The sequence below is a fragment of the Pseudoalteromonas sp. CR1 genome, assembly GCF_019392235.1.
Lineage (GTDB): Bacteria > Pseudomonadota > Gammaproteobacteria > Enterobacterales > Alteromonadaceae > Pseudoalteromonas.
The window spans coordinates 36,081-57,220 of the sequence record NZ_JAHXRM010000017.1 but is presented as its reverse complement, the minus strand read 5'-3'; the positions used below and the strand labels follow the sequence as shown (position 1 = coordinate 57,220).

Annotated in this window: 20 protein-coding genes; all 20 read left to right on the top strand. The window is 40.4% G+C overall.

Features of this window, described 5'->3' with window-relative positions:
* The first annotated feature begins 4 nt into the window (after positions 1-4).
* The 20 genes from KZZ04_RS14755 (at position 5) to KZZ04_RS14660 (ending at position 20,789) form a co-directional block, all read left to right on the top strand.
* The gene (locus tag KZZ04_RS14755) at positions 5-502 is read left to right on the top strand and encodes a DUF411 domain-containing protein (RefSeq protein WP_004589252.1); all 498 of its coding nucleotides are present in this window, start codon (positions 5-7) and stop codon (positions 500-502) included.
* On the top strand, positions 502-1,929 hold the full coding sequence (locus KZZ04_RS14750) for a TolC family protein (protein ID WP_058405788.1): 1,428 nt from the start codon (positions 502-504) through the stop codon (positions 1,927-1,929). The genes KZZ04_RS14755 and KZZ04_RS14750 overlap by 1 nt, the downstream gene beginning before the upstream one ends.
* Positions 1,929-3,671 carry an efflux RND transporter periplasmic adaptor subunit gene (locus KZZ04_RS14745; RefSeq protein WP_219423043.1) on the top strand — a complete coding sequence of 581 codons (1,743 nt, stop codon included), beginning with the start codon at positions 1,929-1,931 and terminating at the stop codon, positions 3,669-3,671. Before KZZ04_RS14750 ends, KZZ04_RS14745 begins: the two co-directional genes overlap by 1 nt.
* 14 nt (positions 3,672-3,685) lie before the next feature.
* Positions 3,686-6,850 carry an efflux RND transporter permease subunit gene (locus tag KZZ04_RS14740; RefSeq protein ID WP_010558033.1) on the top strand — a complete coding sequence of 1,055 codons (3,165 nt, stop codon included), beginning with the start codon at positions 3,686-3,688 and terminating at the stop codon, positions 6,848-6,850.
* 53 nt (positions 6,851-6,903) lie between these two features.
* Entirely contained in the window at positions 6,904-7,251 is a 348-nt protein-coding gene (locus KZZ04_RS14735) for a copper resistance CopC family protein (protein ID WP_010558032.1), read from the top strand.
* A 19-nt stretch (positions 7,252-7,270) separates the two neighbouring features.
* Positions 7,271-8,158 carry a copper resistance D family protein gene (locus KZZ04_RS14730; protein ID WP_010558031.1) on the top strand — a complete coding sequence of 296 codons (888 nt, stop codon included), beginning with the start codon at positions 7,271-7,273 and terminating at the stop codon, positions 8,156-8,158.
* Positions 8,159-8,173: 15 nt separating this feature from the next.
* Positions 8,174-8,644 carry a nuclear transport factor 2 family protein gene (locus KZZ04_RS14725; RefSeq protein WP_021032425.1) on the top strand — a complete coding sequence of 157 codons (471 nt, stop codon included), beginning with the start codon at positions 8,174-8,176 and terminating at the stop codon, positions 8,642-8,644.
* A 27-nt stretch (positions 8,645-8,671) separates the two neighbouring features.
* On the top strand, positions 8,672-10,495 hold the full coding sequence (locus tag KZZ04_RS14720; RefSeq protein WP_010558029.1) for a copper resistance system multicopper oxidase: 1,824 nt from the start codon (positions 8,672-8,674) through the stop codon (positions 10,493-10,495).
* Entirely contained in the window at positions 10,492-11,364 is an 873-nt protein-coding gene (locus KZZ04_RS14715) for a copper resistance protein B (protein WP_021032426.1), read from the top strand. Before KZZ04_RS14720 ends, KZZ04_RS14715 begins: the two co-directional genes overlap by 4 nt.
* Before the next feature lie 652 nt (positions 11,365-12,016).
* Positions 12,017-12,439, top strand: a complete 423-nt coding sequence (locus KZZ04_RS14710) for a hypothetical protein (RefSeq protein ID WP_010558026.1) — start codon at positions 12,017-12,019, stop codon at positions 12,437-12,439.
* A 299-nt stretch (positions 12,440-12,738) separates the two neighbouring features.
* Complete coding sequence (locus tag KZZ04_RS14705; protein WP_008467855.1) at positions 12,739-13,152, top strand: MerR family transcriptional regulator; 414 nt, start codon at positions 12,739-12,741, stop codon at positions 13,150-13,152.
* Positions 13,153-13,253: 101 nt separating this feature from the next.
* Positions 13,254-15,497 (top strand): heavy metal translocating P-type ATPase, encoded by a 2,244-nt coding sequence (locus tag KZZ04_RS14700; RefSeq protein WP_008467856.1) that lies wholly within the window; start codon positions 13,254-13,256, stop codon positions 15,495-15,497.
* A gap of 11 nt (positions 15,498-15,508) precedes the next feature.
* Entirely contained in the window at positions 15,509-15,862 is a 354-nt protein-coding gene (locus KZZ04_RS14695; RefSeq protein ID WP_004589267.1) for a cupredoxin domain-containing protein, read from the top strand.
* 9 nt (positions 15,863-15,871) lie between these two features.
* The gene (locus KZZ04_RS14690; RefSeq protein WP_008467859.1) at positions 15,872-16,207 is read left to right on the top strand and encodes a DUF2933 domain-containing protein; all 336 of its coding nucleotides are present in this window, start codon (positions 15,872-15,874) and stop codon (positions 16,205-16,207) included.
* On the top strand, positions 16,200-16,865 hold the full coding sequence (locus KZZ04_RS14685; RefSeq protein WP_219423042.1) for an isoprenylcysteine carboxylmethyltransferase family protein: 666 nt from the start codon (positions 16,200-16,202) through the stop codon (positions 16,863-16,865). Before KZZ04_RS14690 ends, KZZ04_RS14685 begins: the two co-directional genes overlap by 8 nt.
* Positions 16,849-17,271 carry a hypothetical protein gene (locus KZZ04_RS14680; protein ID WP_008467863.1) on the top strand — a complete coding sequence of 141 codons (423 nt, stop codon included), beginning with the start codon at positions 16,849-16,851 and terminating at the stop codon, positions 17,269-17,271. Before KZZ04_RS14685 ends, KZZ04_RS14680 begins: the two co-directional genes overlap by 17 nt.
* Before the next feature lie 10 nt (positions 17,272-17,281).
* Positions 17,282-17,653 carry a hypothetical protein gene (locus tag KZZ04_RS14675; protein ID WP_008467865.1) on the top strand — a complete coding sequence of 124 codons (372 nt, stop codon included), beginning with the start codon at positions 17,282-17,284 and terminating at the stop codon, positions 17,651-17,653.
* A gap of 50 nt (positions 17,654-17,703) precedes the next feature.
* Positions 17,704-18,054: a hypothetical protein gene (locus KZZ04_RS14670; protein WP_004589646.1), complete on the top strand. Its 351-nt coding sequence runs from the start codon at positions 17,704-17,706 to the stop codon at positions 18,052-18,054.
* A gap of 273 nt (positions 18,055-18,327) precedes the next feature.
* Positions 18,328-19,368, top strand: a complete 1,041-nt coding sequence (locus KZZ04_RS14665; protein WP_010558023.1) for an IS630 family transposase — start codon at positions 18,328-18,330, stop codon at positions 19,366-19,368.
* A gap of 347 nt (positions 19,369-19,715) precedes the next feature.
* Complete coding sequence (locus KZZ04_RS14660) at positions 19,716-20,789, top strand: hypothetical protein (RefSeq protein ID WP_006792233.1); 1,074 nt, start codon at positions 19,716-19,718, stop codon at positions 20,787-20,789.
* The last annotated feature ends 351 nt before the right edge of the window (positions 20,790-21,140 follow it).

Sequence of the window (21,140 nt, the reverse complement as noted above, 5' to 3'; positions counted from 1 at the left end):
AAAAATGATCAATAAGTATTTAAAAATAGCAGTAGTAATGCTGCTTTCACCTGCGTTTGCAAACGCCAACGAACATAACCATGCACACAATAACGACGTAACACCTTTGGAGTTAATCGTTTATAAAACCCCTACTTGTGGGTGTTGTAAAAAATGGATAACTCATATTGAAGACAAAGGGATCGTTGCGCATTCCAAAGATTTCCGAAACATCGGCAACATCAAAACTAAGTATGGTATCAAACCTAATTACCGTTCATGCCACACGGCAGTGAGTAGAAATGGATTTGCCTTTGAAGGTCATATACCTGCTAAATTTATTCAGCAGTTCTTATCAGAAGAACATCCCAATGCGATTGGGCTTTCAGTTCCAGCAATGCCAGTTGGCTCTCCCGGTATGGAAGTCGATGACCGCTTTATGCCATACAACGTGTTAATTCTATTTAAAGATGGAACGAGCAAAGTCTATGCAAAAGTTAAGACATACGAGGAGCAATTCTAATGAAATTGAACTCTTCAAACCTTACTTCACTTTCAACTGCATTAATACTCGGCTTATCTGTATTCTCAGCTCAAGCTGAGAAAGTAGTGTCGCTTGAACAAGCTATCACCTTAGCTCAGCAAAATGATCCTTGGCTTCATGGTAGCCGATTGAAACAAAGTGCAGTTGAAAATAGAAGTATTGCTTCAGGTACTTTGCCTGATCCGAAAGTATCGCTAGGGATAATGAATTTACCAACAGATACTTGGGATTTAGATCAGGAAGGAATGACTCAGCTAAAGGTTGGCGTCTCTCAAATGTTTCCGAGAGGCGACAGTCTAGAGATCAAGCAAGATCAGTTACAAATTGAGTCCACGAAATTTCCACTGCTACGAGAGGATCGTAAAGCTAAGTTGAAAAGCCAAGTGTCACAACTTTGGTTAGATGCTTACTTAGCCCAGAAAACTATTAAATTGATTGAAGATGATTGGTCTCTCTTTGAGCAGATGGCGGAAGTGGCTAAAGCTAGCTATTCAAACGTTGTTGGTAAAACTAGACAGCAAGATGTTATTCGTGCTCAATTGGAAATAGTGCAGTTAGATGACAGATTAACTTCGCAAAAGCAGAAACTAGAAACGACAATCGCTCGCCTTAATGAGTGGCTTCATATTTACGATGCTGACCGATTGAATGAATCATTCAACTTTGACGCGCAACCACTAGAGTTTAGCGTCTCAAAAGAATTGCCTTCGATTCAATTGAATAATCCAACAGTCCTAAAAGCATCTAATTACTCAAGAAATCTATTGGCTCAGGCTCTTGCTAATCATCCAGCCATACTTGCAATTGATGTAAAACGCAAATCTTTAGAAAAAGGTGTTGAATTAGCTAAACAGAAATATGAGCCGCAATGGGGTGTTAATGCGAGCTATGCCTATCGTGACAATATGCCTTCTGGTGATAGCCGAGCTGATTTATTTTCTGTTGGTGTAACGTTTGATTTACCGTTGTTTACCGAGAACAGACAAGATAAGCAAGTTGCAGCTTCTATTGCAGATTCAGAGGCTGTTAAAACCGAGAAACTATTGCTGACAAAGCAAATGATCAGTGCGGTGGAAAAGGAGCTTAGACAGCTTAAGCGTTTATCTGATAGACAATCTATCTATCAAGAACAACTCCTTAAACAAACTCATGACCAAGCGGAAGCGTCTTTGACGGCTTACACCAATGATGATGGCGATTTTGCCGAAGTTGTTCGAGCAAGAATTGCCGAATTAAATACCAGAATATCAGCTTTAAGAATTGATGTTGATGCACTTAAAACAGTTACTCGCATCAACTATTTCTTTGCGCATTCTCAATCTAAATCAAATGCTGAACATAAGCCATTGCACACTTCGCACAAAACTAATCAGCACTTATCCAATAAGCAATTTGGAGAAAAATAATGTCAACGAATACGAAAACAATTATTGCCGTCATTATTGGGGCAGCACTAGGTGCAGGAGCATTGAGCTTATATCAAGGTGCAGGCTCAAACAGTGATACTGATGAAGCTACATCAGCAGAGAAACAACCGCTGTATTGGGTTGCACCGATGGATTCTAATTACCGCCGGGACAAGCCCGGTAAGTCGCCTATGGGGATGGATTTAATTCCTGTGTATGAGGAAGGATCATCTGGTGATGACTTTGGCCCCGGAGCAGTAAAAATTGCGCCTCATGTAGTGAATAACCTTGGGGTTCGCACTGCACCTGTTGAACTGAAAAATATGCATACTGAAATCTCAACGGTAGGTTACGTTCAATATGATGAAGATAAGCTAATTCATATCCACCCACGGGTTGATGGCTGGATTGATAAACTTTACATCAAAGCAGCAGGTAACCCTGTAGAGAAAGGGCAGCCTCTTTATACGCTCTATTCTCCTCAGTTAGTTAATGCTCAGGAAGAGCTGTTAATAGCGTTAAAGCGCAACAATAGTTCTTTAATTTCAGCAGCCAAAGATCGCCTAAAAGCGTTACAGCTTTCAGCAGACTTTATTAAAGAATTAGAGCAAACACGAAAGGTTCAGCAAACAATTACCTTTTATTCACCACAAGCAGGTGTTGTCGATGGTTTGAAGGTTAGAGAAGGTTTTTATGTAAAGCCGGGAAACACCTTATTAAGCATTGGCCAGCTAGATCAAGTTTGGGTTGAAGCAGAAGTGTTTGAACGTGACGCAGCCTTAATTAAAAAAGGACTTCCTGTATCAATGACACTGGATTATTTACCCGGTGAGGACTGGGCTGGTGTCGTTGATTATGTTTATCCAACATTGAACAGTAAAACACGCACACTCCGAGTGAGATTGAAATTTGATAACACAGACTATCAATTAAAACCAAATATGTTTGCACAAGTCTCTATTCACGCTAATCAAGCTGATAGCACCATCCTCGTGCCTAAAGAAGCCGTTATTAGAACAGGTAAACAGGACAGAGTAGTACTTGCGTTAGGTGATGGGCAATTTAAATCTATTGAAGTGACTATTGGCCGGGTTGATATCGACAGCATCGAAATATTAGACGGCTTAAATGAAGATGACGTTGTGGTGACATCTGCCCAATTCTTGATTGATTCTGAATCAAGTAAAAGCTCTGACTTTAAACGAATGACTCATGATGAAGTGCCTAACTCTGTTTGGATGCAAGGGGATGTTAATAGTGTTATGGCAGGGCACCGCATGGTTAATATTTCACATGGCCCTGCTGAAGCTTGGGATTGGCCTGAAATGGTTATGGATTTTACTGTGGCTGAAAAAGTCGATATTGACTCATTAAAGTCAGGTCAATCTTTGCACTTTGAAGTGAGCAAAACCGAAGACGGTGGATATGAAATTACTGGAATTCATATCATGAGTGAGCCTGAAGTATCATCAGCAACAGTATCTGGTTTGATTAATGCGATTGATATTGATACACGGATTCTAAATATTAGCAGAGGCCCAATAGAGAAATGGGATAGACCTGCTGCGACGATGGATTTTATCGTCGCGGACAATATAGAAATGGTTGATTTCAATGTCGGTGATAATGTCACTTTCACTTTTGAGGTTAGAGATGACTTAGTTATCACTGACATTTCTCTTGAATCAGATGAACAACACGGCAAGGAAAATAAAGCTGCTGTTGATCATTCTAATCATTAAGTGGGAGAAAAATAATGATTGAATCAATTATTAGATGGTCTATCGGCAATCGTTTCTTTGTTTTGTTGATTACCTTAATTATCGCGTTTGGTGGTTTGTATTCATTACAAAAAACACCAGTAGATGCACTCCCCGATCTTTCTGATGTGCAGGTGATAATTAAGACGAGCTATCCGGGACAGGCACCACAAGTAGTGCAGGATCAAGTGACATTTCCTCTTACTACAGCGATGTTATCAGTGCCGGGGGCGCAAACTGTTCGTGGTTACTCATTTTTTGGTGATTCCTACGTCTACATTATTTTTGATGACGATACTGATTTGTATTGGGCTAGAAGCAGAGTACTTGAATACTTAAGCCAAGTAGCATCAAGCCTGCCTGATTCGGCAAAACCTCAATTAGGACCTGATGCAACAGGTGTGGGTTGGGTATACATTTACGCTTTAACAGATAAGTCTGGAAACCATGATCTAAGCCAATTAAGAAGCATTCAAGACTGGTTCTTAAAGTATGAACTACAAACTGTTCCGGGCGTGTCCGAAGTTGCCGCCGTTGGTGGTATGGTTAAGCAGTATCAAGTGCAAGTAGATCCTGATAAATTGAGAGCTTACGATATTCCTCTAAGTTTAATACAAATAGCCTTACAAAAAGGGAACAAAGAAACTGGCGCATCCGTTGTGGAAATGGCTGAAGCTGAATATATGGTTACCGCAACGGGGTATATTCAATCAGTTAGTGATATAGAGAAAATCCCACTTGGTATTAACGAACAAGGCACGCCATTGCGTATTGGTGATGTTGCTACCGTTAATTTAGGGCCTCAAATGCGCCGTGGTATCGCAGAGCTTAATGGTGAAGGCGAAGTTGTTGGTGGTGTTGTCGTTATGCGCTTTGGTGAAAACGCTCAACAAACCATAAACGGGGTAAAAGAAAAACTTGAATCGCTTAAATCTTCTCTACCAGAGGGGGTGGAGATTGTCCCTGTTTATGACAGATCGAAGTTAATAGATCGTGCTGTTGATAATCTTTGGAGCAAGTTGCTAGAGGAGCTTGCAGTCGTTGCTATTGTCTGTGTGGCTTTCCTATTTCATCTTCGCTCATCTATTGTGGCAGTTGTTACTCTGCCATTAGGTATCTTGGTGTCGTTCATTATCATGTATATGCAAGGCATCAATGCCAACATTATGTCTTTAGGCGGTATCGCTATTGCGATTGGTGCGATGACTGATGGTGCAATAGTGATGATTGAAAATATGCACAAGCATATGGAGAAAACACCACTAACAGATGAAAATCGCTGGCAAATTGTTGCTAAGGCTGCGAGTGAAGTAGGCCCTGCACTATTTTTTAGCTTACTGATCATTACAGTCTCATTCTTACCTGTATTTATCTTGGAAGCGCAAGAAGGAAGAATGTTCTCTCCGCTCGCCTATACAAAAACCTATGCAATGGCGGCATCAGCAGGTTTGGCGATCACATTGGTGCCTGTTTTGATGGGCTACTTTATTCGAGGCAAAGTTGTTTCTGAAAAGAAAAACCCGTTAAACCGATTATTGATTGCTATCTACATGCCTGTTTTAAAGCAAGTCATGAAGTTTCCAAAATCGACAATAGTAGCAGCAATATTAGTGACTATCGTTGGCTTTTGGCCTGTCGATAAAATTGGTAGTGAATTCATTCCGCCATTGGATGAAGGCGATCTCATGTATATGCCTACTACCTATCCCGGTATTTCAATTGGTAAAGCAAGGGAGTTATTGCAGCAAACAGACAAGCTTATTCGCACTGTGCCAGAAGTTGAAACTGTATTTGGTAAAGTAGGAAGAGCTGAAACTGCAACCGATCCTGCACCTTTAACCATGATTGAAACCTTTATTCAATTGAAGCCACAAGAGCAGTGGCGAGAGGGTGTGACTACTGAATCGTTAAAAGCTGAGTTTGATAAATTGGTTAAGTTTCCGGGCTTAACGAATGCTTGGGTTATGCCAATCAAGACCCGAATCGACATGTTAGCAACAGGCATAAAAACGCCTGTGGGTATTAAAGTCGCCGGACCAGAGCTTGATGTGATTCAGGAAATCGGCCAACAAATAGAGCAAATTTTACCCGAAGTTACAGGCACAGCATCAGTTTACTCAGAGCGAGTTGCAGGTGGACGATATATCAAGGTTGATATTTCACGCGATAAGGCAAGTCGCTTTGGGTTAAACATCGAAGATGTTCAACAAGTGGTTTCTACAGCTATTGGTGGTATGAACGTTACCCAAACGGTAGAAGGTCAAGAGCGTTACCCTGTTAACTTACGCTATCCGCAAGACTATCGAGACTCTCCTGAGCAGCTATCACGATTACCTGTTGTAACACCAAGTGGTCAACGCATTGCACTAGGTGATGTCGCAGATATTCGAGTTGAGAACGGTCCGCCGGGGATTAAGAGTGAAAATGCTCGTTTAAATGGCTGGACGTTTATCGATATAGACGGTGTTGACGTAGGTACTTATGTTGAAAGTGCAAAAATACACTTGGCTAATAATCTAAAACTACCAGCAGGTTATTCAATTACTTGGGCTGGGCAATACGAATATATGGAAAGAGCGAAAGAAAAGCTCACCTATGTATTGCCTTTAACACTCGCCATTATTGTTATTCTACTTTACTTAAACTTCAGAGCGTTTAGTGAGGTGGCTATCATTATCGTTACCTTGCCGATGGCGATGATTGGTGGCTTATGGTTGATGTATCTGGAAGGGTTTAACTTCTCTGTGGCTGTTGGCGTGGGCTTTATTGCTCTAGCTGGGGTAGCGGTTGAGATTGGTGTGATAATGTTGGTCTATCTTAATCAGGCACTTGCTGAGCTTAAGGAAAAAGCTGAAGAGCGAGCTGAACCTATCTCTGATGATGCATATCAAGATGCATTATTGCACGGTGCAGCCTTACGAGTTCGTCCAGTAATGATGACAGTTGCAACAATCATTATCGGCTTGATGCCCATTTTATATGGTACAGGAACAGGTTCGGAGATTATGAGTCGTATTGCTGCACCTATGGTAGGCGGAATGACAAGTGCTGTGCTACTCACTCTTATTGTGCTCCCAGTAATTTACTCAATCGTTAAAAAGCCAGAATTAAACGCCTTTAACAAGGAGCTTTCTAAGGCGGAGCTAAAAAGTAATGCTTAGCGAAGTTAAGAAACCATAAATAGCAATTTCAATAAACTAAAATAGAGGTAAATATGAAAAAACTAATTAAATTTTTAACCGTAATCAGTGTCGTTTTTAGTAGTGCGGTATTTGCGCATGTGCATCTTGAAAAAAGTGTGCCTGCTGATAATGCAATGCTAATGAATCCTCCAGAAGAGTTAACTTTGGTGTTCACCAAAGAGGTACGTGTTGTAAAAGTTTCATTGGCCAATAAACAAGGCGAAGAATTTAAATTTGGATTCGAGCCTTCTAAAGTCGCTACTAGCAAATTTACATGGAAACTACCTAAATTAGCTCCTGCAAACTATGCTGTGGATGTAACCTTCTTAGGTAACGATGGTCATAAAATGAAACATAGCTTCGGCTTTATGGTTCACTAAAATAGGCGGTGTGATTGATATGGAAATGTATATCTGGAATACAGTCATTGTACTGTCAAAAATTGTATTTTACGTCGGCTTTGCCTGTATTGCTGGTTATACATTTTTCAGGCAAATATTTGAGAATAATGAATCTCATACTAATACTGTAATAGCGAATTTAACGTGGACAAGAACTTATATAGTTATGGCTTTGATCGCTAATATTACTTGGTTCTTTGCCAGTACTGGTGCAATGGCAGAAGAGGGAATTCAGGGGGCGATAGACGCTGATATATTGGCTATTATGTGGGACTCCTCTGTCGGCACTGGAGCTTTGCTTCGAGCGCTTGGGCTAGTTACCGCAATAATCGCTTTAGCTTTAAGGTTCAAACTCGCTGTGAACTCGTACTTAAAACAAAGCGCTTTAATGTTGAGTTTATTAATCCTTGCATACTCATTCACGTTACTGGGTCATATTTCTGAGTTAGGCACAATTGAAAAAGGCTTGCTTATTTTGCATGTGCTCGTTATGGCATGGTGGTTTGGGGCGTTATTGCCACTAAAACAGGCTTGCCATCAGCTAAGTTATGCAGAACTTCATTTGCTGATGGAAAGCTTTGGCAAACAAGCAAGTTTTACAGTGAGCCTATTGTTGGTAGCAGGCCTCTGGCTCGTGATTCAATTGGTCGGAAGTCTTGATGCACTAATAAGCTCAAGTTACGGACAAACACTGTTGTTTAAATTGGCCCTTGTAGTGTCTATTTTGGCACTTGCTGCTAAACATAAACTAATACTCGTTCCACAACTTAAAAATAGTCAAGGCAGAGAGGCTTTATCTAAATCTATCTCGATAGAAATGCTAGTAGCTTTTGCCATTTTATCTGTAACGGCTGGGCTTACTAGTGTTGTTGGCCCTGCAAATTAAAACCTAAAAGAGAGAATGAAAATGAAAACAATAAATATATTACTCGTTTTATTAATGACGTTTAGTTTCGCAGCAAACGCTCATGGTGATAAGAACAAAGACAAAGGTTTGTTTAAAGGTATAGATACCCCTGCCGCAAAAGTTGTTTTGGCATTTCATCAAGCACTTGAAACTGGCAATCAAAAACAGGCTAGAGCGCAGTTAGCGGATGATGTCACCATTTTCGAGGGAGGCCGCGTTGAAAGGAGCGCTGATGAATATGCTCATCATCATATGTTGTCGGATATGAAGTATTTAGCAGCGATGAAGAGCGACACACTTGAACATCAAGTGACGATACTTGGAAATACCGCTATCTCTGCGTCGCGTAGTCAAACTACAGGTACTCATAAAGGTGTTGAACGCGATTATCAAGGCATGGAAACGATAGTGCTGGAAAAACAAAATGGTGAATGGAAGATTAAGCACATTCATTGGTCACATTAATTTATTGGTTAAATAACGGAGTACAAAATGAGAATTAAAAGTCCATTACATCAAGTTTCTACGCCACGTAGACGCTTTGTACAAGGTGTAATTGCTGGCGGTGTATTAGCTGCTTTTCCAAGTGTTCTTCATGCAGCTTCATCTTTGATTGCTGGAACTTCAACAGGTACTGCGCCCGAACTAAGTGGAGAAGTAATAGATTTAGTGATAGATGAGTCACCCGTAAACTTCACAGGTGTTGTAAGAATGGCTACAACAATCAATGGCTCAATACCAGCTCCTACCTTGCGCCTCAGAGAAGGTGATGACGTTACTATCAGGGTAACTAATAAATTATCAGTGCCGAGTTCAATTCATTGGCATGGGATCATTCTTCCGTATCAAATGGATGGCGTACCGGGTATTAGCTTTAAAGGTATAATGCCGGGTGAAACCTTTGTTTATAAATTTAAGCTGCAACAAAGCGGCACATATTGGTATCACTCACACAGTGGCTTTCAAGAAATGACAGGTATGTACGGCGCATTAATTATTGAGCCAAGAGAAAAGGATATTATTAGTGCTGACAATGAGCATGTCATCCAATTGTCTGATTGGACTGATGATGACCCAATGGATTTGTTTCGCAAGTTAAAAGTACAGGGCGATGTATTTAACTTTAATCAACCTACTGTTCCAGAGTTTTTTGATGACATTTCAAATAGCAGCGTTTCAAATGCGCTACAACGCCGGGAAATGTGGAATAAAATGAGAATGAACCCTACAGATCTTGCAGACTTATCAGCATCTGCAATGACTTTTTTAATGAATGGTTGTGCGCCTTTGACAAACTGGCGTGGAATGTTTAAAGCTGGCGAAAAGGTTAGGCTTAGATTTATTAACGGTTCTAGCAATACGTTTTTTGATGTAAGAATACCTGAGCTGAAGTTAACAGTTGTACAAGCTGATGGACAAAATGTTGAACCTGTGACAGTAGATGAATTTAGATTTGGTCCCGGTGAAACTTATGATGTACTTGTCGAGCCAAAAAATGATGCATATACGATTTTTGCACAAAGCATGGATCGCTCAGGTTATGCTAAAGGTACTTTATCAATGGCACCTAACGTTGATGCACCAGTACCTTCTTTAGACCCCGTTGAGTGGTTAACGATGACAGATATGATGGGCAATATGACCCATGATAGTGTGCATTCTACAATGGCTGATACGGCAGGTATGTCGGGCATGAATTCTAATAAAATGGATCATAGTGCAATGGGTCATGGAGCGATGGCAATGGATCATAGTAAACATGGAATGACTAAAAACCCATTAGCTGTTGCTAGCACTAAAGTGCGTCATGCAAAAACAGAGTATGGAGCTTCTGTTGATATGCGTGTTGATATGCCTAGAACAAACCTTGATGATCCCGGTATAGGTTTACGTAAAAATGGACGCCGTGTTTTAACACTTGCAGATTTACATTCTCTTGAGGGAATTACAAACCAGCAAGAGCCAGAGGCTGAAATTGAATTACATTTAACTGGAAACATGGAGCGTTATAGCTGGTCATTTGATGGCTTGGAATTTGGAAAAAGCACGCCAGTTCACATGAAGCATAATCAACGTTTAAGAGTTATTTTACAAAACGATACAATGATGACACATCCCATGCACCTGCATGGTATGTGGAGCGATTTGGAGAATGAAAAAGGTGATGTACAGGTTCGTCGCCATACTATCCCTGTACAACCAGCGCAAAGAATTAGTTTTTTAACAACACCTCATGACGTAGGTCGCTGGGCATGGCATTGCCATTTATTATTCCACATGGATGCAGGTATGTTTAGAGAGGTAGTTGTATCATGAAAAAATTAATACTAACCAATACGTTAAGACTATTATTAATAGGTTTGCCCCTTATAAGTGTATCTGTATCTGTATCTGTATCTGCAAAAGATGAGATGACTGAGATGGGTGATTCTAAAATGCAAGCACAAGGTGGAGATGCACCTAAAGATGCTAGAGACCCCCATGCTTATGCAGCAGGTACAACTTTGACTGAAGGCCCTTATGCACTCAGTAGCGACAAACGACTGACTTTGGCAGATGAGCATTCATTTTACGCGCTACTAGGGGATCGTCTTGAATATAATGAGCAAACAAACGCAGGTGTTTTTGACTTTCAGGCATGGTATGGCACTACTTTTGATAGATTAGTCATCAAAACTGAAGGAGATTTTAGCGAAGGTAATTTAGAGGAGAACCAAACAGATTTTCTATGGGGCCACGCAATATCTGCTTATTGGGATACACAAGTCGGTATTCGACTTGATTACAATAACGAAGGTGAAAACCGCAAATGGCTAGCTTTTGGTTTACAAGGTCTAGCCCCCTACTGGTTTGAAATTGATATGACTGCGTATTTAGGAGAGCAAGGTAATAGTGCATTTTCGATCGAAGCTGAGTATGAGCTATTACTTACTCAAAAGTTAATTGTTCAACCACGAGCAGAGTTGACGCTTTACGGTAAGGACGACGTCCAAAATAACCTTGGTAGTGGCTTGTCTAGCAGTGCTATTGGTTTTCGGGTTCGTTATGAGTTTACCCGCCAGTTTGCTCCCTATGTTGGCGTTGAGTGGACAAATAAATTTGGTAATACAGCCGACTTTGCGAAGTTAAATGGGCAAAGTACTCGTGATACTGCTTTTGTTGCAGGTATCAAGTTCTGGCTCTGATATGAAGAAATACTATATTGACTTGATGAGAGCTACCGCAACTATATTGATGGTAGCTTTCGTTTTTTGGGATTTAAACCATTTTAGTTATGTTAGGAAAGGCCTAGCTAATAGTTTTTTTGGAAAGAACTAAGAGCAGTAATAGTAAGCTACTTCTTGTTTTCAATCGGTGCCAGTCTGGTGTATACCTATCAAGGTGGAATATCAGCTAAGAAGTAAAGTTGGCGAATGGTTAAGGTTAAAGAGTCAAGGCAAAAAACATCGCCATTGAAAGACGTACAATAGGCCATTTTATCACTTTTGATGAACGGGAATTGGATGTGCCCGGGATAGAACCGATTGTTGCAAAGTACTGCGCTTAAAGCTGAACAATTGGAAAAATGATCCATTACTCAATACCTAGTTATGAGCGTAGGGTTTTTATTTCTTTTAATGGTGCTCATGCTTGGCTTCAATCTCATGAGTATAAATTAGACACCCCTTTTATACTTGTGAAGTTAAAGCTGTTTAAAAAAGTAAAAAGTAAAAAGTAAAAAGTAAAAAGTAAAAAGTAAAAAGTAAAAAGTTTAGGTTTTAGTTCAAAGGTTGATCAAGATCATAAAATTATTTTTATAAAGTGGCTAATATTGTAGGTGATAAATAAGGAATTAAAATGTTTGGACTTTTCAAGTGGTTTAAAATAGTGGTAATTACTCTGTTGCTTACGCAGCATGGCTTTGCTATTGCTAAACCAATGAATTGTGAAGAACATCAAAATGGATCTTCCGACACGCATATTATACAACCAAGCAAAAATATGCATCATCAATCAATGAATGACAATAGTCACTATCACACTGAAAATTCGCAAGATTCTAAAAACCGTCATGGTGATGAAGACTGTGAAAAATGTAAAGCTGGTGATTGTGTTTGTTGTGAAGGCGGTTTTTGTACAAGCTTTCATTTAAATGCCTATCTTGTGGAAGCGCAAGACGAAGGTATTTGCAATATTCATTCTGAGCTAATTCTACAGCGTATACCCCTACCAAAATCTGGTATCCATCTCTTACTTTATCGTCCACCAATTATTGGCTAATCACGGGATCAGTGCGCCTTTTTTTCGCCAGTCCCATCAAAAATAAAACGATTTACTGATTGGTTTAAATTACCAACCGTTTTGAACAATTAGCACAATATTTTTTGGAGGCATGATGAACATGCTCAAACTATTGCTATTTACAGTACTTAATGCTGTCGATTTTGACCGAGATTTCTCTTTTACCAAAAAATTAGTTTTTAGCTTATTCACTAGAATTAGTACTTGACCTGTGTCTTAGACACAGGTCTAAGCTGAAGATGAGAGTACAAACTTAGCTAAAAAACTGAGGAGTGAATATGAAAGTTGCGGAGCTGGCAAAAAGCCTTGGAACGACTGCTGATACGGTGCGCTATTACACCAGATTAGGATTGTTAAAACCTGCTAAGTCAGTGAACGGCTACAAGTCATACTCGAATAAAGAAGTATCGAGACTTAAATTCATTTTAAGTGCCAGAAACCTTGGTTTTTCCGTTGCAGATATCAAGGAAATTATTAATGAATCTGAAGATGGTAAAAGTGCGTGCCCATTAGTCAGAAGCCTGATCAAAGAGCGGCTTGAAGAAACAGAAAAGCAGTTTCAAGCAATGTTGGCACTTCGAGGAAAAATGTCTTCTGCGCTTTCTCGATGGGAAGAAATGGAAGACAAAGCACCGACTGCAAACATGGTTTGTCATCTCATCGAAAACTTTGAGCAAATTAAAAAAGCATAGGAGGAAAAAGGGTGGCTACTAACACAAATATAAAAACTGAATCAGGCTGTTGCTGTCAGGCAAAAGCTCAATCCTCTTCGTGTAAAAGTAAGGAGAATACGTTGGAGAAAGTATCACATAACCAACAGCTTATCATTGAAGGTGCTGGGTGTGCTAGCTGTGTAGGCAAAATTGAAGGGGCGTTGAAGGCAACTCTTGGAGTCGTCAGTGCGGAAATGAATTTTGCTGATAGGACAGTAACAGTTTATGGGACAGCTAAAACAAAAGAGTTGATCAAAGCTGTTGAGTCAGTGGGGTATAACGCGAAGCCAATTGATGATAGCTCAGCAACAGATGCGCTTGATGAGAAAGAGGCTGCGGATTTTGCATATTACAAAAAGCTAATGCGCGATACGTTTATTGCCCTTTCACTCGGCGTTCCTTTGATGATCTACAGCATTGTAGTTGGAGAAATGACGGTTGAAACAAACCTTGAACGAATTTCTTGGTTGGTTGTAGGCATTTTAACTTTTGGTGTTATGTATTTTTCAGGCAAGCATTTCTATGTAGGAGCATGGAAGAGCTTCAAAAATCATTCAGCCAATATGGACACCCTAATTGCTTTAGGAACAGGCACGGCTTGGTTGTATTCGATGGTTGTCGTGTTTGCACCTGACGCTGTTCCATTGATGGCACGGCATGTTTATTTTGAAGCTACCGCCATGATCATTGGCTTAATTGATTTAGGTTTAGCATTAGAAATCAAAGCCAGAGGTAAAACCTCTGAGGCCATTAAACGTCTTATCGGCTTGCAAGCCAAAACAGCAACCGTGGTTCGTGACAACAAAGAAGTTCAGATAGGTATTGAGCAGGTTTTATTTAACGATATTGTGAAGGTAAAACCGGGTGAAAAAATTCCCGTCGATGGCGTGGTATTGGAAGGACACACCTCTATTGATGAGTCCATGCTGACAGGCGAACCTATGCCTGCTGAAAAAGCTGAAGAAGATGAGGTTGTCGCAGGTACTTTGAACAAATCAGGCATGATTTTATTTAGAGCCACACGCGTTGGTAAAGACACGGCGCTTGCACAGATCATCAATATGGTGAAACGAGCACAAAATTCGAAACCGCCGATTGGCCGTTTGGCCGATGTTATTTCAGCTTTTTTCGTACCTGTCGTGATGATCACCTCTGTGTTAAGTGCGCTAGCATGGCTTAACTTTGGACCTGAGCCAGCCATTGCTTTTGCCATCGTTTCAGCAACTACTGTGCTTATTATTGCCTGCCCGTGTGCTTTAGGCTTGGCAACACCCATGTCTGTCATGGTGGGAGTAGGAAAAGCAGCAGAAGCCGGAGTGCTTATTCGCAACGGTGAGGCACTGCAAACCGCCTCTAAAATCACTGCCATGATTTTAGATAAAACGGGCACTATTACTGAAGGGGCACCTAAGGTAACCGATATTATTTTAGCAAAAGCTACTGACGAAAAAGACGTACTACAGCTTGCAGCAAGTTTAGAAAGCGGCTCAGAGCATCCTTTAGCGCAAGCGATTGTTGAAAGTGCGTTAGATCAGGATATTGAGTTACTAAAAATTGAAGCCTTTAACGCCATTACGGGTTTTGGTGTAGAAGCAAGCTGCAACAACAAAGCCCTGCTTTTCGGAAACGATAAACTAATGAAGTTAAAAGGCATAGACCTCACAGGCTTTGTTGAACAAGCACAGTCTTTAGCCAAAGAAGCCAAAACACCTATGTACTTTGCTGTAGATGGTGAACTTGCAGCAATCATTGCTGTTGCAGATCCTATCAAGTCAGACTCAATCTCTGCTATCAAACGGCTTCAGGCTAATGGTATACGCGTCATCATGTTAACGGGTGATAACAAGGAAACCGCTGCCGCCGTAGCTAAAAAAGTGGGTATTAGTGAGTTTCTTGCTGAAGTGCTGCCAGAAGATAAAGCCAACAAGGTGAAAGAGCTACAAGAAGGCGGCGAAATTGTTGGTATGACAGGAGATGGCATCAACGATGCTCCTGCGCTAGCGTTAGCCGATGTTGGCTTCGCCATAGGCACAGGGACTGATGTAGCTATCGAAAGTGCTGACATTACCCTAATGCGTGGTTCACTTCATGGCCTTGCTGATGCCATAGCGGTAAGCAAAGCTACTTTACGAAATATCAAACAAAACTTGTTTGGCGCGTTTGTCTATAACGTAGCCGGGATTCCTTTTGCTGCGGGGGTTCTATATCCCTTCTTTGGCATTCTGCTTAGCCCTGTAATTGCAGGTGCTGCAATGGCGTTTTCGTCATTGACTGTAGTGTCAAATGCAAATCGACTTCGCTTTTTTAAAGCAAAAGAGCATTAAGGAGAATCACAATGATGGTTATTAACTTATTAGGCTTAATGTTAATCGCGCTGATTGTTTGGTGGTTTTGGCTATATAAACCCAATAAAACAATCGTTCAAGGTAATGAAGTACTCATTGAAGTGAGGGATGGTGTGTATTCCCCATCCTCAATTCAGGTGTCTGCTAGCCAACCTGTCACTCTGAAGTTTATGCGCAAAGATCAATCCCCCTGCGCTGAAACAATGCTTATTCCTTCATTGGATATAAGCGAACAGCTTAAATTAAATGAAATTACTCAAATTACCCTATTGAACTTATCACCGGGAGAGCATGAGTTTCACTGTCAGATGCAAATGTATCGCGGTGTCTTAAAAGTCGTTTAGGAGGGCAATATGAAAAATCAACACCCTAATTTTTGGTCAACACCTACAGGCTGGGCTGCACTGGCACTTATTGCCGCAGTGACCTACTTCTTAGTGCTTGAGCATGGTCAACATATGCTGCAATTTCTTCCCTACTTGATTTTATTGCTATGCCCCTTGATGCACGTATTTATGCATGGCAGTCATGGTAAACATGGTCACGATCATTCACATGCGCCTGATGAAAAAAAGGAAGAGAGCTTTCAAGAACTCACGGATAAAAATGCAGCCTATCGCGATGGCTACATACAAGGGTTAGAAAAGGCACGTAAGGAATCACATAAAAAGGAGAGCAGTGATGAATGAAACATATGATTATGACTTATGGTCAATGGTGATACTGAACTCAGCAATTTTTATCTTTTTTGCCTTTAGTTTTGTCAAACCAAAAACATCAACTGATTGGAGAAGTCTAAGCGCGTTCTCTGCCTTTATTGTTGCCCTATTTACTGAAATGTATGGCTTTCCTTTAACTATCTATTTTCTGTCGGGGTGGCTGACGGAGACCTATCCAGAAGTAAATTTCTTTGCGCGTGGAAATGGGCATTTATTACATACTTTCTTTGGATTTCAAGGTGATGCCCATTGGGACCCATTTCATATAGTGAGTATGGTGTTAATTGTTGCAGGTTTCTTTATGTTGTCTTCAGCATGGAATGTATTGCATCACGCGCAAAAACATCATCAATTGGCTACAACTGGATGGTATGCAAGGTGTCGCCACCCACAGTATGTAGCTTTCATTCTAATCATGTTCGGCTTTTTATTGCAGTGGCCGACAATCCCAACACTTGCGATGTTTCCGATCTTAGTCGTTGTTTACGTCAAGCTAGCGAAACGCGAAGAAGCACAAGCGATTGCTGAGTTTGGTTCGGAGTACCACAGGTATATGGAATCGACACCAAGTTGGATCCCAAATTTTAATAAAAGTGTAGAAGGTAAAAATCATGAAAACGTTAACTAAATCAATTTTATTTATTAGTTCACTACTTATAACCACTAGCTCATTTGCCCAAAACAATGAGCATAAGCATGAAGGTGCGAACAAAGCTGATATGCATCAAGGCATGGCAATACCACATGAGAACATGGGAGAAATGCACAAAAAGATGATGGAAATGAAAAAGGAAGTCCATGCCATTAAAACTGAAAAAGATCCTGAAAAGCAACAGCAGATGATGGTTGAACATCACCGTTCAATGATGAAGATGATGCAATCCATGCACAAAAACATGGAAGAAATGCCAATGCATCAACAAATCAAGATGGCTGAACATCATTTAGAAATGATGGGGAACATGATGCCGCAGATGAACCGTAAAATGGAAGAAATGAAAGATAGCAATCAACAGCATTCACACAAACATTAGGAGAAAAATTATGAGCGATTTAAATCATAGAGTTGGCGTTAAAGAGCAAAATTTAGTTGTTCGAAACCTAAAGCTTAGCAATGTCACAGAAGAAAGCTGTGACGAGTTAGTAAAAGAAATAGATCAGCTTTTTGGTATAGATGAAGTTAGTTACAACATCAAAGAAGGTGAAATACACCTTGCCTATGATGCCGCAAACGTAAGCCTTGATGGGATTGAGGAGGTAATCCGTAAGTATGGCGCAGATGTTCATGATGATTGGTGGACACATACTAAAGAAAGTTACTATAAATTTGTTGATCAGAACATCAAAGATAACTCTGTTCATAAGCCTTGGAGTTGTCATCAAGCACCTTCGGGGGCTGGCCGGAAAAACAAATGAATTCATAAAAAAGTGTATAGATAATTAGTTAGTCAAATGAGGTAACAGTGATGAAAACACCCTATATAAAAGCTCTTTTATTGCTTACATTCGGTTTATATTTAGTGGGTTGTTCCAATACCACTTTTTATCATAAATACATGATGAGAGGTCAGGTAGTAGAAAGTTCTGATAATCGAACTCTAATCTGTATTGGTGCTAAGCATGGCGCAGAGGTTGGGCAAAAATACAGTGTTATTAGATTCCATGAAAGAATAGTATTGAGTGAAGGTGAAGATCCCTACACTATCGAAAAGGTAGGAACGGTACAAATTACTAAAATTGTGAATGATCATTTCGCAACTGTAAAGCTAGTGTCTGGTGACATTGCAGCGAAAGATATGGTGGAACTTGAAAACTAATAAAGTGGTGGCGAAAGCCACCACAAGAGCATAACAATAAAACTTAATGAAAAAACTTTAGTGTTATTTTGTACAACCTTTGAGATTGTTTGCTCAGTTCTGGTTATCTTGATGCCAGTACGACAGAAAAAATGTTACATATGAATTAGAAAGGTATGGGCTGGCATCCTAAATAGCTGTTCCAAATAGTAGATCACCCGAGGAAGGGAACTCAATGCGGTTTGCGCGATCAGATCAGTCGCCAAACATAACCAATCAACAACCGCATTGAGTATGAACAAAATAGCATTTTTATACGGCGCAGAAACCCGCCGCTTGAAGAAAATTGTACATAAAACCCGAGATAAAGACCTGTGCCGCCGGGCAAATGCGGTGTTATTGGTGCTAAAAGGTGAAACCAAGTCGCAAGTAGCCCGTGTTTTGCAAGCAGGCCGTTCATCAGTAAACCGGTGGGTAACCTGGTATGAAGCAGCAGGTATAGATGGCCTTAAAACCAAGGGTGCTGGGCGACCACCAAGTCAGCCCAAAGGCTTTATCTGCGGTGTTTTAAAACTGTTGGTGAACCATGTACCCAGGACACTGGGTTATCAGCGGTCGCGTTGGAGTAGTGAATTATTCGCACTGCTACTGCATAAGCTTTACCGTATCGTTATTCATAGCTCAACTCTCAGGCGGTGGTTGCCACAAGTCGGCATCGTCTGGCGTCGTGCGGCACCGACGCTGTATATCCAAGACCCAGATAAAGAAGCTAAGTTAGCAGCCATGCGGGAGGCACTTGAAAATTGCAGCGTGGACCATCCGGTGTTTTATCAGGATGAGGTGGATATCCACCTGAATCCGAAGATTGGTGCCGACTGGGGCTTTAAAGGTAAACAGCGTAAGGTAGCTACACCCGGCCAGAATAAGAAACACTATCTGGCGGGGGCACTGCACAGCCAGACAGGACAAATCAGTTATGTTGGTGGTGAGCGCAAGACCAGTGATTTGTTTATTGCGCTGTTGGAGCAACTGAAAGGGCAATACCGGCGAGCGAAAAGTATCACGCTAATTGTGGATAATTACATCATCCATAAGAGCAAAAAAACGCAGAAATGGCTGAATGAGAACCCAAAGTTCAAGCTCTTGTTTTTACCGGTATACAGCCCGTGGCACAACAAAATTGAAAAGCTATGGCATGCGTTGCATGAAACGATAACCCGTAACCATCAGTGTAAGAACATGGATGACTTACTGGAGCAGGTATACCACTTTATGGACACAGCGGCTCCGTTCCCAGGTGGCAAGCATGGCTTGAAGCAGGTGTATCACAATTAGGATCAGTTATTTAGTCAGCAGTAAATCCCTAGCATGGACTTGCATCTGGCACCAAACTCTACGCAGTTCTTTTCCATGTGCCGCGCAAAAACTTTAGCTCAAAACCGTTCAGTATTCGGTAATGCTGAAGTGAACGTTGATGTCCGCTATTCGCTCTTTGCCGAAGTTTGGCTAAGTGCCATGAGCAGTCATTCATGATTAACTCGTTTCTGCCCCAAAGTGAGTTACAATTCAAATTTTACTAATTAAGAGTGCACGGTAAGTTTTGCATTCAAAACAAATGTGTTGTTTGTATTAACTAAAATAAAGCGGTAGCTCACTCATAATTCAGCAAGGAGCATAATTTCATGAACGGTTTGAAAGATTTATCTCAAATTGAGCAGTTAAAGATCCTCAAATCAATAAGGCTTGGTTGTTCGAGTGAGGCCGAGTTTGAACTGTATGTAAAAACACATTTAGTCGAGCAGAATATTGAAGAAGTTATCCGAAGGATTGATGGTCTTCTCTTGGAGGACGAGTTTCTGCTTCTTTGTAAATTGATGAAAGCCTGCCTTGCAATAAATGGGTTAGAACAGGGGTTTGTGATAAATAATGATTTAAAAGTGCCAGACTACTTAGCAGTATTTGACCTTAGCCATAGCGTTTATGATACAAATCGTAATTCAACCAAAACGTCTGCTCTTGTTGAGGTTAAAACAACTCAAAATGATAAAATTAAACTAGGAAAAAACTTTTTAGATAAATATGCAAAATATACCGACTTATACGATTTACCATTGATTATAGCTTCTAGATTTAAGATTAGTGAGCAACAACAATGGTGGATTTTGCAAACTGAAGAGCAATTAACAAAATCCAAACGGATCTCAAACCCTCAACAGATTATCAATGGGGGCATTGGGCATATTCTTCTAAACGACTATTTTTTAATGCCGACCACTAATATAATTATCGATACAGAATTTTCAAAAATACCAAAAACATCGACTGCGTACTCAAAAGAATATGGTTACTTAAAGTCCGTCTCGATAACAATTGATGAAAAGCAACTAACGTTGCCAAGCGAATATCCGATGTTAAATTTATTTCTGGACTGTTTTTCTCAAGAGCATCTAGCAGTTGAGCAAAACAATGAGGGGGTTACTGTTAGAAGAGTGCTCCCCGTACAAGCTCAATTGTTAAGTGATATGCTTCTAAGAGCTAATTTTTCTATGTTAGACGGTAATGGGAATGAATATTCTAATGCAAGTAGGCTATTAGCTTTATTGGAGAATAATAAAGCCTCGGTTATTTACAGAGAGTTTTTTGATGAAGCACTGAGCTTTTTTAATTCAGAATTTCCATTATTTATTAGGTTAGAAATAGGGGATGAAGCTAATAATAAGAAACTTCTACACCATTTCCACAACAAAAAGACCTGAACCAGATGTAAAGACTCTATGATTGCGACATCACAGGTAACTTGCAGTAAGAGATGGCAATAAACCTAGCTCATTTTTGTCCAAAAACGAGTTTACCCGACCCTCCGCTTTTCGCTCAAATAAGACCCCGAAAAATGGCTCATATAGCTATCTAGGCCAACGCTTTCAAAAACAGAAGTATATTTCCGATAACTACCTTTGAATTCCTATAAACGGAAGTTTGCTTCCGAAATATAGCAATATTGGGTTAGAAACCGGAAGTTTACTTCCGTTTTGTACTTTAAGTTTATAAACCGGTGTTTAATGAAAGCTGGGAAGTCTAGAGGTACAAGCAAACATTGGGTTATTAAA

Coding starts and splice junctions, on each gene's coding strand:
- KZZ04_RS14755 (WP_004589252.1), top strand. CDS start 5: ATGATCAATAAGTATTTAAAAATAGCAGTAGTAATGCTGCTTTCACCT.
- KZZ04_RS14750 (WP_058405788.1), top strand. CDS start 502: ATGAAATTGAACTCTTCAAACCTTACTTCACTTTCAACTGCATTAATA.
- KZZ04_RS14745 (WP_219423043.1), top strand. CDS start 1,929: ATGTCAACGAATACGAAAACAATTATTGCCGTCATTATTGGGGCAGCA.
- KZZ04_RS14740 (WP_010558033.1), top strand. CDS start 3,686: ATGATTGAATCAATTATTAGATGGTCTATCGGCAATCGTTTCTTTGTT.
- KZZ04_RS14735 (WP_010558032.1), top strand. CDS start 6,904: ATGAAAAAACTAATTAAATTTTTAACCGTAATCAGTGTCGTTTTTAGT.
- KZZ04_RS14730 (WP_010558031.1), top strand. CDS start 7,271: ATGGAAATGTATATCTGGAATACAGTCATTGTACTGTCAAAAATTGTA.
- KZZ04_RS14725 (WP_021032425.1), top strand. CDS start 8,174: ATGAAAATGAAAACAATAAATATATTACTCGTTTTATTAATGACGTTT.
- KZZ04_RS14720 (WP_010558029.1), top strand. CDS start 8,672: ATGAGAATTAAAAGTCCATTACATCAAGTTTCTACGCCACGTAGACGC.
- KZZ04_RS14715 (WP_021032426.1), top strand. CDS start 10,492: ATGAAAAAATTAATACTAACCAATACGTTAAGACTATTATTAATAGGT.
- KZZ04_RS14710 (WP_010558026.1), top strand. CDS start 12,017: ATGTTTGGACTTTTCAAGTGGTTTAAAATAGTGGTAATTACTCTGTTG.
- KZZ04_RS14705 (WP_008467855.1), top strand. CDS start 12,739: ATGAAAGTTGCGGAGCTGGCAAAAAGCCTTGGAACGACTGCTGATACG.
- KZZ04_RS14695 (WP_004589267.1), top strand. CDS start 15,509: ATGATGGTTATTAACTTATTAGGCTTAATGTTAATCGCGCTGATTGTT.
- KZZ04_RS14690 (WP_008467859.1), top strand. CDS start 15,872: ATGAAAAATCAACACCCTAATTTTTGGTCAACACCTACAGGCTGGGCT.
- KZZ04_RS14685 (WP_219423042.1), top strand. CDS start 16,200: ATGAATGAAACATATGATTATGACTTATGGTCAATGGTGATACTGAAC.
- KZZ04_RS14680 (WP_008467863.1), top strand. CDS start 16,849: ATGAAAACGTTAACTAAATCAATTTTATTTATTAGTTCACTACTTATA.
- KZZ04_RS14675 (WP_008467865.1), top strand. CDS start 17,282: ATGAGCGATTTAAATCATAGAGTTGGCGTTAAAGAGCAAAATTTAGTT.
- KZZ04_RS14670 (WP_004589646.1), top strand. CDS start 17,704: ATGAAAACACCCTATATAAAAGCTCTTTTATTGCTTACATTCGGTTTA.
- KZZ04_RS14665 (WP_010558023.1), top strand. CDS start 18,328: ATGAACAAAATAGCATTTTTATACGGCGCAGAAACCCGCCGCTTGAAG.
- KZZ04_RS14660 (WP_006792233.1), top strand. CDS start 19,716: ATGAACGGTTTGAAAGATTTATCTCAAATTGAGCAGTTAAAGATCCTC.